Origin of the sequence: Corynebacterium pseudotuberculosis (genome assembly GCF_002155265.1) — a bacterium.
Classification (GTDB): Bacteria; Actinomycetota; Actinomycetes; order Mycobacteriales; family Mycobacteriaceae; genus Corynebacterium; species Corynebacterium pseudotuberculosis.
This window is the reverse complement of record NZ_CP021251.1, coordinates 1,335,801-1,348,600: the sequence shown is the minus strand read 5'-3', so window position 1 is coordinate 1,348,600 and position 12,800 is coordinate 1,335,801. Positions and strand designations below refer to the sequence as shown.

At 51.6% G+C, this 12,800-nt stretch carries 13 protein-coding genes; 4 read left to right on the top strand and 9 right to left on the bottom strand.

Features of this window, described 5'->3' with window-relative positions; all coding sequences use genetic code 11:
• The first annotated feature begins 100 nt into the window (after positions 1-100).
• Both CpATCC19410_RS06315 and CpATCC19410_RS11030 read left to right on the top strand, forming a co-directional pair.
• Positions 101-1,117: a GTP pyrophosphokinase gene (locus CpATCC19410_RS06315; RefSeq protein WP_013242228.1), complete on the top strand. Its 1,017-nt coding sequence runs from the start codon at positions 101-103 to the stop codon at positions 1,115-1,117.
• A gap of 113 nt (positions 1,118-1,230) precedes the next feature.
• Positions 1,231-1,356 (top strand): hypothetical protein, encoded by a 126-nt coding sequence (locus CpATCC19410_RS11030; RefSeq protein WP_013242229.1) that lies wholly within the window; start codon positions 1,231-1,233, stop codon positions 1,354-1,356.
• Between the two features lie 60 nt (positions 1,357-1,416).
• Here CpATCC19410_RS11030 and CpATCC19410_RS06310 read toward each other — a convergent pair whose 3' ends face one another.
• The 5 genes from CpATCC19410_RS06310 to dnaE form a co-directional block, all read right to left on the bottom strand.
• Positions 1,417-1,791: an RNA-binding S4 domain-containing protein gene (locus tag CpATCC19410_RS06310; RefSeq protein WP_013242230.1), complete on the bottom strand. Its 375-nt coding sequence runs from the start codon at positions 1,789-1,791 to the stop codon at positions 1,417-1,419.
• A gap of 38 nt (positions 1,792-1,829) precedes the next feature.
• Positions 1,830-2,063 (bottom strand): hypothetical protein, encoded by a 234-nt coding sequence (locus tag CpATCC19410_RS06305; protein ID WP_013242231.1) that lies wholly within the window; start codon positions 2,061-2,063, stop codon positions 1,830-1,832.
• A gap of 37 nt (positions 2,064-2,100) precedes the next feature.
• The gene (locus CpATCC19410_RS06300) at positions 2,101-2,736 is read right to left on the bottom strand and encodes a YigZ family protein (RefSeq protein WP_013242232.1); all 636 of its coding nucleotides are present in this window, start codon (positions 2,734-2,736) and stop codon (positions 2,101-2,103) included.
• 61 nt (positions 2,737-2,797) lie between these two features.
• Positions 2,798-4,102 carry a threonine ammonia-lyase IlvA gene (gene ilvA, locus CpATCC19410_RS06295; protein WP_013242233.1) on the bottom strand — a complete coding sequence of 435 codons (1,305 nt, stop codon included), beginning with the start codon at positions 4,100-4,102 and terminating at the stop codon, positions 2,798-2,800.
• A 102-nt stretch (positions 4,103-4,204) separates the two neighbouring features.
• The gene (dnaE, locus tag CpATCC19410_RS06290) at positions 4,205-7,765 is read right to left on the bottom strand and encodes a DNA polymerase III subunit alpha (RefSeq protein ID WP_013242234.1); all 3,561 of its coding nucleotides are present in this window, start codon (positions 7,763-7,765) and stop codon (positions 4,205-4,207) included.
• Between the two features lie 193 nt (positions 7,766-7,958).
• Here dnaE and rarD point away from each other — a divergent pair, with 193 nt between their 5' ends.
• Entirely contained in the window at positions 7,959-8,843 is an 885-nt protein-coding gene (gene rarD / locus CpATCC19410_RS06285; RefSeq protein WP_013242235.1) for an EamA family transporter RarD, read from the top strand.
• Here rarD and CpATCC19410_RS06280 read toward each other — a convergent pair.
• The 3 genes from CpATCC19410_RS06280 to lspA form a co-directional block, all read right to left on the bottom strand.
• Positions 8,840-9,379, bottom strand: coding sequence for a hypothetical protein (locus CpATCC19410_RS06280; RefSeq protein ID WP_013242236.1), 540 nt, complete (start codon positions 9,377-9,379; stop codon positions 8,840-8,842). The genes rarD and CpATCC19410_RS06280 overlap by 4 nt on opposite strands.
• Positions 9,380-9,449: 70 nt before the next feature.
• Positions 9,450-10,373 carry an RluA family pseudouridine synthase gene (locus tag CpATCC19410_RS06275; protein ID WP_014401263.1) on the bottom strand — a complete coding sequence of 308 codons (924 nt, stop codon included), beginning with the start codon at positions 10,371-10,373 and terminating at the stop codon, positions 9,450-9,452.
• Positions 10,366-10,857: a signal peptidase II gene (gene lspA / locus CpATCC19410_RS06270; RefSeq protein ID WP_014300797.1), complete on the bottom strand. Its 492-nt coding sequence runs from the start codon at positions 10,855-10,857 to the stop codon at positions 10,366-10,368. The genes CpATCC19410_RS06275 and lspA overlap by 8 nt, the downstream gene beginning before the upstream one ends.
• Before the next feature lie 137 nt (positions 10,858-10,994).
• On the opposite strand from lspA, the gene CpATCC19410_RS06265 reads away from it, so the two are divergent.
• Entirely contained in the window at positions 10,995-11,993 is a 999-nt protein-coding gene (locus CpATCC19410_RS06265) for a hypothetical protein (RefSeq protein WP_013242239.1), read from the top strand.
• 90 nt (positions 11,994-12,083) lie between these two features.
• On the opposite strand, the gene CpATCC19410_RS06260 is transcribed toward CpATCC19410_RS06265, so the two are convergent.
• Entirely contained in the window at positions 12,084-12,677 is a 594-nt protein-coding gene (locus tag CpATCC19410_RS06260; protein ID WP_014522435.1) for a WKL family lipoprotein, read from the bottom strand.
• Positions 12,678-12,800 lie beyond the last annotated feature (123 nt).

Genomic DNA, 12,800 nt, shown 5'->3' with positions numbered 1-12,800 from the left:
TGGCTGCCTGATAAAGTAGATCGCCGGCCGTTTTGCTAGTGCATATGGTTGTCTGCTCATCATCGCCTCTTATGAGACCGAGAAAGGAACTCGTAACGCCATGCCTAACAAGTTCATCTCAAAGCTCAGTGTGCGATACCGAGAATTCACCGACCAGCATCCCCGTGCGGAAAAGGATTTTCGGGAAGCTTTTGAAGAGGTGCTTGCAGATGCCGGCCTCACCTATGATCGCGTGAGCGTGCGCCTTAAAGAATGGCAATCCTTGCGGACTAAAGCACGCAAGAAAAAGACTGATGGTCAGCTTATCTACCCAGAGCCTTGGTTAGATATCCACGATGTAATCGGTGTCCGGATCACCACGCTTCATTCAACCGAAATACCTCAAATTATTGAAGCCCTTGCAGACGTCTTTATCGTGCGTCGCTCTGTAGATAAAGCCGCACAAACAAGAATATCTGGCAGCTTTGGCTATGGTTCCCACCATCTCATTTTGGAGGTTGATCATAGAGTCGAAGACCTTGCCGGCTATCAAGGCTTTGTTTTTGAAGTACAAATCCGAACAGTGTTGCAGCACGCTTGGGCTGAATTCGAGCATGATATTCGTTATAAGCGTTCCGGCGTTTTAGATCCCCAGGTAGATAGGGCGTTCACCCTTGCTGCTGGGCTTATCGAGCTTGCCGACCAGCAATTCGATCAGATCGCAGCCATCCAAGCCCCAGGTCACCAACACAGCACCGATCTTGATGTTGAGCTAAGCGCTAAGACGCTACCCGGCGTTATCGCTATGTTGGTGGGAAATCGCTTCCCGCAATCGCGCATCGAAGACTACCGCTGGCTGGAAGAATTGCTCTTTGCCCACGATATTACTACTGCCACAAAATTACGAGATCTTCTCAACGACAACGACATAGACGCCGTGAGACGCGCGTTGAATTATCAATTCCAGCCTGGACAGGTAAGAATCATCGACGATTTACTGCTCCGCAGGTATCATGATGAGCACATTAACGCGACTGGAAAAAGCGGGAAATATCCGCGCCAGCGCGGGCCTCGCTTACGCAAACGTCTCCAGGCAATGCGGGCAGCAAATATCCTGGATAAAACGGGAGCCTCATAACAAGACTGGGATTACCTTCCCCAGTTGACATGAGTGCTCAGGCACGTAGGCTGGCTTGTGTACAATGCTGCTTTACAGACAGCCGCAACAATGGAACCTTAGGAGTTTTCCTCATGGGAACATCGATCATTACCCATTTTCCGCTTTTCGCAGATTTTATTTCCGTTTGGGCGCTATCGATCGCCGATTTCTTCCGCCCATTGGGGATCGATTTCCCGCTTCCTAACTGGGGGTTCTAATCAGGGATTAAAGGGGACAGAAACTTAAGTTTCTGTCCCCTTTAGCCTATTGCGAGCAAACTATACGCGTCCCTGCAAACGATCAATTTCACGCCGCTCTTTCTTAGTAGGACGGCCAGCTCCTCGATCTCGTCGGGGCATCGACATAAGAATTTCTTTGGGCGGAGGCGGCGGAGAATGATCCACGTAGCAGTTGCGGGCGATAGCCGCCCCCACCCGTTTACGAATCAGCTCTTTGACCTCAACATGGTATTCACGGTGGTCTACCCATACTCGAACGCGATCCCCTGGTACCACCGACTGTGATGGTTTAACCGCAGATCCGTTGAGCTTAATGTGACCAGCTTTACAAGCCTCAGAAGCAAGAGACCGAGTCTTTATCAGTCTTACTGCCCACACCCATGCGTCGATACGCACTGATTGACTATCACTCATGCGTTTTCTGCTCCTACTGGGCCGCCAACACAGGTTGTTTAGTAATTATCCTTATGGTTCACAATCTTTTGTACACGAGACCAGTTAACCCAGCCGCCAACTACAGCGACGATGAGTCCCACGATCAAAAGAAACGTAGAGGATGCAAGCACAAAAAACGCGAGACCGCCAGCAACACCACCGACAACGCTTACTGCTGCATTACGGGAGTACTTACGTACGTCTTGTTTCCGTTGCTCAATCGAATTATAAGGACGAGGTTGCATAGTCATGTTTTAAGATTCTACAAAGGTTGAGCAAAATAGCCCACTAATTCGGCTGTTCAATCCATGCGATGCCGGCGTCGCAAAGCCGGGCTCCGCCCTGAGTCAATGAGGCCAGCAGATTCTCAAGGAATTCTCGCTGGCCAGGCTCCACAGCCAAGGTTAATGTAACGCGGTGGGAATATTGAGTATCTACAATCGCTACTTGTCGAGCGCGCAGCTCGGACTCAAGGCGTCCGGCATCTGCGTGGTTAAAGTCCACAGAATATAGTTCTTGCTTATGGCGTTGCACAGTGGCCACCTGTGTTAAGCAATCAGACACCGCACCAGAATAAGCGTGAACCAGGCCTCCAGCTCCTAATTTTGTGCCACCGAAATATCGAACAACCACCGCAGCGATATCAAGAATCCCACTCCCCCGCAGCACATCGAGCATAGGAGTTCCAGCGGTACCTGATGGTTCACCGTCATCACTCGAACGCTCTACCGGGTTCGATCCCTCGACGTGATAAATATAGGCACTGCAATGATGCCGCGCATCAGGGAACCGCTTTTTTACATCAGCGATAAAATCCCGTGCTTCTTCTTCAAAAGTAACTCGTCGGATAAACGTGATAAATCGAGACCGCTTAATGTCGATCTCAGTGGAAAATTCTTGATGGTCCACCGGCCGGACGTACATGAAAGCTGCCTCTCAACTCTTGCTATCGATTACGATACGCTGCCCCAAAGCTAGAAGACGTTTACAAACTCACCAAATATCCGTATTCCGCGGTGCCTGGTTCAAGGCGACGACACCCAATTCTGGAAGAACTCATTCTCTCCAAAAGACCTTTAAGGTCGCTCGCACGCCCTAATTGCAAACCGACCAATGCCGTACCAGTCTCACGATTATTCCGCTTGAGATATTCAAACAGCGTGATGTCATCGTCTGGGCCGAGAATATCGCTGAGGAACGCCCTCAATTGGCCAGGTTCCTGCGGGAAATTCACCAGAAAATAATGTTTTAATCCACGATGCACCAAAGAGCGTTCCATGATCTCGCTATAGCGCAGGACATCGTTATTTCCTCCAGAAATCACGCATACTACTACCTGGCCTTTGGGAAAGCTTAGGTGCTTTAAGGCCGTTACGGATAACGCTCCGGCTGGCTCTGCGATGATCCCCTCGTTTTGATACAGATCCAGCATCTCAGTACACACGGCACCTTCACTTACGTGCATGGGGTGCAGCCGACCAAGGTTAGCCTCGATAATCTGATAATTAAGATCACCGATACGTTTCACTGCAGCGCCGTCGACAAAGGGATCTACGGTGTCCAAGGACACTGGCCCCTCATTTTCCAGCGCGGCGGCCATTGAAGCCGCGTGCTCTGGTTCCACCCCGACAACCGCGGTACGAGGCGCCATATCAGCAACATAGCTCAGAATCCCAGAAAGGAGCCCGCCCCCTCCGACGGGGACAACTATGGAGTCAAGCGATTTTCCTAGGCTTGTGAGCTGTGCAAGGACTTCCGCCGCAACAGTTCCTTGGCCTATCACGGTGTCTCGATTATCAAAGGGCTCCACCATCGTCGCCCCAGTCTCGCTGGAATAAGCGCGAGCGGCCGCGGCGGCCTCATCAAAGTTTGCTCCGGTAACTACAAGTTCCACGGAATCCCCACCATGGACCAGGATACGATCGCGTTTTTGCTTAGGAGTTGCAGCGGGAACATAGATGCGTCCCTTGATCCCCATCGTTCGACAAGCAAAGGCCACTCCTTGGGCATGGTTGCCTGCCGACGCTGCCACAATCCCTGCCGCGCGTTGGGCGTCGGAAAGCTGCGAAATTGCGTTCACTGCCCCTCGAATTTTGTATGAACGAACGTCCTGAAGATCCTCGCGTTTAAGGTATACCTCCGCGCCAGTGGCTTGAGATAGGCGTGGGCAATACTGCAAAGGTGTCGGAGCAATAGAAGCAGAAATTCGCGCTTGTGCCATCTGGATATCGGCTGCATGAACCTCATGATTAGCACTAGTGGCGATTTGCTTCTTGTCCGATGTAGTCATGAAGACACAGTTTAGACGGTTATCTCAAGCGACTTTAATTGAGCTAGCAATTGGGGCGAGTGCACATCATTTTTCCTGGCTCTCGCCCCACTTATTACCCTTCTAGCCGAGGATTCCCGGCCCCATCGTGGCCTTCAGATCACCCATTAGGCTTGCGGTGCGGTTCACCCGTAAATGTTCCCCAAGAATCATCACTGTGGCCTCGTCGCCATGCACGATGTTGAGATACACGTCAGAGTCACCCTTGTTATTAGCCAACACGTCTTTCAACCGTGCAATATTTGCCATAGTGCACTGTTCCGTGCGCATGGTCAGACGAAGAGGCAGTCCTGCCCCGTTACCGGGTCCCAAGTCAGGAACCTTGAGGTCATCGCAGAAGAGGGACATACGATCATCTCGGATCGAGACATGTGCCTTAGCCAAAATGATGTTGTCTTCTACGATCTGGGGGCCAACTATCGCATAGATCTTGTTAAACACCAACAGATCTACCTGAGCACCATGGTGGTCCTCAATGGTTACGATCGCCCACGGAGAGCCGTCTTTCTTAGAGTAACGACGATCCACGCTCGAAATAATGCCGCCAATTTGTACCTCTGCGCCATTGCGCAACTCACCGGCAAGGATCGTTGTCAGCTGCGTATCTGTCTGAGCATCAAGTGCTTCCTCGTAACCATCGAGCGGATGCCCGGAAACATACAGTCCAAGCATCTCCCGTTCCAGAGCCAGCTGGTGCTTTCTATCCCATTGGGCTTCTGGAATTTGCACGGCAAAAGCATTGCCCATCGAGGCATCATCACCGCCAAATCCGGCGAAAAGGTCAAATTGCCCTTTGTCTGCAGCTTTTTTAGTGCTAATCACGGAATCAACTGCGTCCTCGTGGATTAGCAACAAGCCTTTCCTCGGGTGTCCCAAGGAATCAAACGCTCCGGCTTTAATCAAAGACTCCGTCACGCGTTTGTTACAAGCAACCGTATCGATTTTATCCAGATAATCCGAGAAATCTGAGAACCCGCCCTTTTCCTGACGCGCTTTAACAATGGAGTTAACCACGTCCTCGCCAACGTTACGCACGGCTCCTAAACCAAAGCGAATATCGTTTCCTACGGGGAGGAAGTTTAAACGAGACTCGTTGACGTCTGGTGAGAGCACCGATATACCCAGGTGTCGGCAGTTAGACAGATAAATGGCAGACTTGTCCTTTTTATCCGCAACAGATGTGAGCAGTGCCGCCATATATTCAGCTGTGTAGTTGGCTTTCAGATACGCAGTCCAGTAAGAAACGAGACCATATCCTGCGGCGTGAGATTTGTTGAACGCGTAAGAGGCAAAGGGCTCGATGGTGCCCCACAACGCATCCACGGCTCCCTTGGAGTACCCGTTGGACAACATTCCTTCTAGGAATTTGTCATATTGCTTAGCCAGCACTTCCGGCTGCTTCTTACCCATCGCCTTGCGGAACCCGTCGGCTTCACCAGCTGTGTAATTAGCTACCTTCTGGGAAATACGCATGATCTGCTCTTGATAAACGATGAGGCCATAGGTCTCATCAAGAATCTCGCGCAGCGGCTCGTCGAGTTCAGGGTGGATCGGCTCAATGGGCTTACGGCCATTCTTGCGATCCGCATAATCCCAGTGTGCATTCACGCCCATGGGGCCAGGACGATACAAAGCCAAAGACGCCACAATGTCATGGAAGCCCGTGGGCTGCATTCGTTTGAGTAGCTCTTGCATACCGCCCGAGTCGAGCTGGAAAACGCCGAGAGTATCACCACTGGACAGCAGCTCATACACTTTAGGGTCGTCCGTGGTGAGCTCTTCAAGATCAACCGTCTCTTTCCTGTTGATCTTGATGTTTTCAATGCAGTCGCCGATAACCGTGAGGTTACGCAACCCCAGGAAGTCCATCTTAAGCAGGCCAATAGCCTCACAGGCAGGATATGGCCATCCGGTGATTAACGCGCCGTCTGCCGCGCGCTTCCACATAGGTATATGTTCCAGCAACGGCACGCTGGCCATAATCACGGCGCAAGCATGAACGCCTGCTTGGCGCACCACTCCCTCTAATCCACGAGCAGTGTCATAGATTTTTTTAACATCTGGATCTGTCTCAATAAGGTTTCGGACTTCTCCGGCTTCCCCATACCGAGGATGCTCGGGGTCCATAATCCCGGACAGCGGGATGTCCTTCGCCATAATTGCTGGGGGAAGTTCTTTAGTAATACGATCGGCGATCTGGTAACCAGGCTGACCATACTGCACACGAGCTGAATCTTTGATGGCCTGCTTAGTTTTCACCGTTCCAAAGGTGATCACCTGGGCGATCTTGTCCTCTCCCCAGCGATCTGCGGCGTAACGAATCATCTCGCCACGGCGACGATCGTCAAAGTCGATATCGATATCAGGTGCGGAAGGCCGCTCCGGGTTCAAGAACCTCTCAAAGAGAAGATCATGTTCCATCGGATCAATATTGGTAATGGTCAACGCATATGCCACCAAGGCGCCTGCGGCAGAACCACGACCAGGCCCTACTCTAATGCCAATTGATCGGGCATGTTTAATCAGCTCAGCAACGATGAGGAAGTAAGAAGGATAGCCCTTCATATCAATCACTGAGATCTCGTATTCAGCACGATCGATATAAGACTGCGGGACTTCCCCGCCATTGAATCGAACGCGCAAGCCTTCCAAGACCTCATGACGCAACCAAGAGGTTGGTGTATGCCCCTCCGGCACGTCTGCGATAGGCATACGGTCGTGAGTGTGTTCCTCCCAGATTTCACCGTAATCCTGGACTCGTTCCGCAATCCACAGAGTATTATCGCAGGCTTCTGGCACAAGAGAATCCCACATCTCTCGCATCTGCTCCGCGGTCTTGATGTAATAACCGGAACCGTCAAACTTAAAGCGATCAGGATCGCTCAAAGTTTTTCCTGTCTGCACGCACAACATGGCCTCGTGGGCCGGCGCTTGAGATTCCAAAACATAGTGGCAGTCATTGGTAACTAATGGTGGGAGATCAAGCTTCCGCCCAATCTCTAGCAACTCCGAGCGAACCCGATTCTCGATCTCCAGGCCATGATCCATGAGCTCCAAGAAATAATTTTCTTTGCCATAAATATCCTGCCACATGGCAGCCGCTTCCAACGCCTGATCAAATTGGCCTAGCCGCAAGCGCGTCTGGACGTCCCCAGAGGGGCACCCCGTGGTCGCGATAATCCCTGAGGCATGTTCGGCGATCAGGTCCGCATCCATTCGCGGCCACTTACCCAGTTGGCCTTCATACGACGCCATCGAAGACAGGTAGAAGAGGTTACGCAGACCCTCAGCGTTTTCCGCCAACATAGTTTGGTGCAAATATGCACCGGAAGCTGAAACATCATCAGATTTCTGGTGTGGTTCACCCCACCGAACCCTAGTTTTATTGAATCGGGAATCCGGGGCCATATAAGCCTCGATGCCAATAATCGGTTTTACTCCGGCTTTCTTCATGGTCCGGTAAAAAGCATCCGATCCAAACATATTGCCGTGATCTGTCATTCCCACAGCTGGCATTCCCTGCCTAAGGACTTCTTCTGCAAGCATATCCACTTTCGCCATGCCGTCGAGCATCGAATACTCAGTGTGATTATGCAGATGTACGAAAGAGGATTTCTTGGCCATAGCCAGTCAGTGTAGCGTCTTGTTATTTAAATCGCCTCACGCCAGGTCACAAGGCATTTTTAGAGCTACCGCACATTATTATTGAATTTCAATTTCAATAATAATGTGCTTGCGTTAGGTTTCCGCCCCCAACCGGTCCCCTTATTAACAGCATCGGGTGCGTTCAGTCGACAAGAGAGGTTAGGATTCCTCCATGCTCTATGGCTTCTTGGCGTATCTCTTATGGGGTCTCTTCCCCGCGTACTTCCCGCTACTCCTGCCTGCGGCGCCCTTAGAAATCATCGCCCACCGGATCATATGGACCGGAGTAGTCATGGCACTTGCCATCACAGCCACCAAAAAATGGCGCGAGTTACGCGACGCAAGTTTGGCCACATGGTTACGCATTGCGATTGCTGCAATACTCATAGCCGCCAACTGGTTAATCTACGTTATTGCTGTCAATTCCCAACACGTGGCTGACGCGGCCCTCGGGTATTTTATTAACCCATTGGTGAGTGTCCTCCTAGGCGTAGTCTTCCTAGCAGAACGCTTAAGAAAGCTTCAAACCCTCAGCGTGATAGTTGCTACCATCGCGGTCCTTCTTCTTAGCATTGTGGGAGGCCATGTTCCCGTTATTTCCTTGCTTCTTGCCGCGTCCTTTGGATTTTATGGGCTAGTAAAAAAGGGATTACCCTTATCGCCTTCAGCCTCGCTAGCCGCAGAAACTCTCATTCTTATGCCAGTAGCACTGGTGTACGTGGTCTATCTCGAGTCCACAGGTGTAGGAACGTTTTTCTCCCACGGCTCAGCGCACTCGGCACTACTCATCAGCGCCGGACTAGTCACTGCAATTCCGTTGCTGCTTTTTGGTATTGCAGCAAAACTCATTCCGCTTTCTACCATTGGGATGCTGCAATACATGACTCCCACATTCCAAATGCTATGGGCGGTCTTTGTAGTCAACGAGCAGCTAGATACTATCCGGTGGGTGGGTTTTGTAATCATTTGGATTTCTGTAGGAATTTACCTCACAGACCTCGCATTGTGGCGCAAGAAAGCTAAAAAGATCTCAGCACCGCATTCCTCTCAGGACTAGAGATTCACAGGACGAATCCCAATGCGTCCCCAAGCGGCATCAGGAGGCAAAGCCTCCACAGCCAGAATCTTCGAATCCTTTTGCAAATTTCGCAATGCCTCCACGTCGTCGTACACGACGACCGAACGGATATCGCCCTCGTCCTTGCCCCGAATGCGAATCTGCTGTGTGAGCACCGAGGCGCGACTGGCGCCTCGGGCTGGTTCGGGAAGCTCAATGACTGTGGTACCGCCAGGCACTACTGCGTTGACCCGTGAAACGCCCGCTTTTTCCAACACAGCCCCTATCTCCTCCGCGCTGAAACGCCCATTAAAAGTGGCTAAAGCAAATACTTGCCCCTCAAAATCAGACAACGAGCCTCGCGCCCGAGAAACATAGTGATCAAGAGTCTCAGAGTTTTCTCTGCCTAGCTGATCACCATTAATGTTCATCGGCTTGCTGGTCTTATCAGACTGACCCAGAATCGCGATAGCAGCCATAAGCAAAGCAATGCTCACGAGCGCAATAACCATGCGCCCTTTGTCCACTTGGTCCATAGAATAATTTTAATGCGCGTACGAACATCGCGACGCCCGCAGAGAAGCGAGTCACCGCAATAAGCGGCTGTTAATCTTCCCGCAATATATCGAGTGCATGCTGTAGATCATCGGAATATGGCGAGGTGATTTCCATCCATCGCCCATCGGCAGGATGGTTAAAGCCAAGCGAAACTGCGTGCAGCCATTGCCTGGTAAGTCCCAATCTCTCTGAAAGCTTAGGATCACTTCCATACATGGGATCACCACAACATGGGTGGTGTAAAGCAGACATGTGCACACGAATTTGGTGTGTACGTCCAGTCTCCAAATGAATTTTGAGCAGTGAGGCTTCTGCAAAAGCCTCCAGAGTCTCATAATGCGTCACCGCATGTTTTCCGTCACTGGTCACAGCAAAACGCCAGCCTGCCGACGGATGCCTACCAATCGGAGCATCAATGGTGCCGGTGAAAGGATCCGTGTGCCCCTGAACTAACGCATGATAGGTCTTGGACACCGTGCGCTCTTTGAACGCTCGTTTAAGGACTGAATAGCCACGCTCAGAAGCAGCAATCACCATGACACCAGACGTGCCGACGTCAAGGCGTTGAACTATCCCCTTACGCTCAGGAGGACCTGAAGTAGAAATCCTAAAGCCAGCGGCTGCCAACCCACCGATAACTGTAGGTCCTTCCCACCCGAGCGTAGGATGAGCTGCTACTCCCACAGGCTTGTTGACGGCGATCAGATCATCGTCAGAATAAAGGATGTCCATGCCCTCGACGAGTTCTTCACGGGGAGTGAGATCCTTTGTCTCCGGTAACGTCACATCCAACCACTGCCCTTCGGCAATACGGTCCGATTTCCCCACGGGGAGTGCGTCGACAAGCACATCACCAGCGGTAGCTAAATCCGCGGCAACCGTGCGCGAAATACCAAGGAGTTTGGACAGTGCAGCGTCAACACGCATACCTGCTAGTCCTTCAGGAACGGGGAGCGAACGATGTTCACGCATTGTCAATCACCTCCTCCTCGCTGCGTTGGTGCTGTTGGGCGTCTCGTCTACTCTCCAACAAGATCGCTACGAAAAAGATAGCTACGCCGCAGGTTATAGCGCTATCGGCCACGTTGAAAACCGCGAAGTTCCCTATGGAAATGAAATCTACAACATGACCAACAAAAAAAGCTGGTTCGCGGAATAACCGATCGATAAGGTTGCCCAACGCACCTCCGGCAATCATTGCCAGAGCCACGGCAGTCCACCCATCGCGTACTTTTGGCGCATACCAGGCGATACCGACAACAAAAATAAGCTGAATAGAGGTAAAAAGCCACGTCGCATTTTCGCCGAAGGAAAACGCAGCACCTGGGTTAAACAGGAGGCGAAAACGGAACCAATCCCCAATGATCTTCAACGGCTGCCCATCGCCGAGAAAATGCAATACCGCTGCTTTAGAGGCCTGGTCCACCGTCGCAACACTGAGGATGATGGCAGCCATCGTAAAGATAAATATGCGTTGATCGTCGGTACCTATCGGGCCCCGCTGTCTCCTGTCTGTTCGAGTCACGCCTTCTATCTTGGCAAACCCATCGGTAAAAGTTCCAACTGAACACCCACGATCTGTAAAGTAGACATGTGTTTGATCACCAAAAGACTCTCCCCGTTGTCCGTGTATCTTCCTCCAACCCGCCGAAAACCCGGCACCCGATCAAGCGCCCATTAGCCGTTTTACTCACCTGTTTCTTAGCAGGTAGCACGCTTATCGCGTGCGGCAACGAGAAATCTTCTGATACTCCTCCTGTTGAGCGTGCGATCGGCTTGGAAGTAGACGCTCCAAAGATTACTGTGCTTAATTCTGGAAAATCAGACAAAAGGATCTATGAGTACCAAGATCTAGAGTCCGCTCACGATGCCTCCCAAAAAATTGCAGTAAAAATCTCCGACGGTTTCCATCAAGAAGCCCGCAAGCAAGGGACTTTTAACCCCACAGCGCCTTCCGGAGGAGAAGTCCACTACTTAAGCTCCCCGGTGCAAGCCGTAGTGGACAATGAAAACGACACTCGCTCAGTTTCGGTTACGTTTGCGGACCCTCAATACGACGATCTCGAGGCAGCAAAAGACATAAACACTACAAAAGGCTTCCGCCTTGGCTGGTTTGCTAAAAAATCTGGTCAAATATCCTCCATCAATATCGCCGCACCTGTTGATGCAACCGATACCGGGCGCGCAATCGCAGAACCCTTTTTGTTCAAGCTCGCATCTCTACCTGTTGTTTTCCCCACGGAAGAAATTGGCGAGGGCGCGGTGTGGACAGTTGATTCGCGGGTGAAAGGAGAATCTGCGCTTTTACAAACGATGCGTTTTACCCTGGTACAGGCCCACGGAGATTCCGTTGTACTCGACGTAGACGTCCAACAGCGACCAGTGTTAGGCGCACTCGAACAAAACGGCACTACGTTAGAAGTGCTCAGTGCTCATACAACCAGCACAGGCCGACTCACCGTCGACTTGAAAAATCCGCTCCCCATCGGGACCTTAGCTCTGACTACTCGGGTTGTCTACGGACAGCAGAATTCAGATCTTCGCATAATCCAAGATTCCACAAGCGCTCTAGAATTCTCCCCCGCTCCCTGATATAAAGACGATATAAAAACAAAAGCAATGTCGCCGCTTCCTTGGTGGATAACGGCGACATTGTTTTCTTGTACTTAACGCTGCGCAGTTTTACTGTGCTGGCGCAGGAGCGGCGGGTGCGTCTGGTGCAGGAGCTGCAGGTGCATCTGGCGCAGGTGGTTGCGCTGCCGCATCATGGCACATAGGCGGTACCTGCTCTGGGGCCACTGTGTTGGTGATCAAGGTACAAGCCCATGATTGAGAAAGCTTCCACATGCCGTTGTCATAGATGAATTCCACATTTTCTGCCGGCTGGGCTTCCTTACCAGGCAACGTGAAATTCACCGTAGCCAACACCGAGTTAGGAGTGTAGCCGGGGAGAATCGGGGGAACCACAAGGAAGTCAGCTCCGGATTCCTGCTTGGATGCTGTCATGGTTTGGAACAGCTCAGGCGCAGTCTCTCCGCCCTGAACGGTCTTCACTTTTTCTTCTACTGGCGCATTGGGGTCTGTTGCCACGGCCAGAATAGCGTTGAGGTCCTCAGCAGAAGGAAGTTCTGCCGGCGCGGCTTCCGAGGCCGCAGATGAGGTGCTCTTAGATGCAGACGAGCTACTCGACGAGCCCTTGTCGTCGCTGGAACAAGCGGAAAGGGCGAGTCCCGCGCTTGCTGCGAGGGTAATTGCCGCGATCTTCTTTAGCTTCACAAATACTCCTAGGTTCGGTTCGCCGTTTAGGCACGCACGCCAAGCCACAATCGTTTGCATTCTGAGCTTACAGAACTTCCGATTATGTCTACTCGGGCATGAACCCTGCACTATAGCGGAATT

Coding starts and splice junctions, on each gene's coding strand:
- ilvA (WP_013242233.1), bottom strand. CDS start 4,102: ATGACTACATCGGACAAGAAGCAAATCGCCACTAGTGCTAATCATGAG.
- CpATCC19410_RS11030 (WP_013242229.1), top strand. CDS start 1,231: ATGGGAACATCGATCATTACCCATTTTCCGCTTTTCGCAGATTTTATT.
- CpATCC19410_RS06300 (WP_013242232.1), bottom strand. CDS start 2,736: ATGTACGTCCGGCCGGTGGACCATCAAGAATTTTCCACTGAGATCGAC.
- CpATCC19410_RS06305 (WP_013242231.1), bottom strand. CDS start 2,063: ATGACTATGCAACCTCGTCCTTATAATTCGATTGAGCAACGGAAACAA.
- CpATCC19410_RS06310 (WP_013242230.1), bottom strand. CDS start 1,791: ATGAGTGATAGTCAATCAGTGCGTATCGACGCATGGGTGTGGGCAGTA.
- CpATCC19410_RS06280 (WP_013242236.1), bottom strand. CDS start 9,379: ATGGACCAAGTGGACAAAGGGCGCATGGTTATTGCGCTCGTGAGCATT.
- CpATCC19410_RS06315 (WP_013242228.1), top strand. CDS start 101: ATGCCTAACAAGTTCATCTCAAAGCTCAGTGTGCGATACCGAGAATTC.
- rarD (WP_013242235.1), top strand. CDS start 7,959: ATGCTCTATGGCTTCTTGGCGTATCTCTTATGGGGTCTCTTCCCCGCG.
- dnaE (WP_013242234.1), bottom strand. CDS start 7,765: ATGGCCAAGAAATCCTCTTTCGTACATCTGCATAATCACACTGAGTAT.
- lspA (WP_014300797.1), bottom strand. CDS start 10,857: ATGGCTGCCATCATCCTCAGTGTTGCGACGGTGGACCAGGCCTCTAAA.
- CpATCC19410_RS06275 (WP_014401263.1), bottom strand. CDS start 10,373: ATGCGTGAACATCGTTCGCTCCCCGTTCCTGAAGGACTAGCAGGTATG.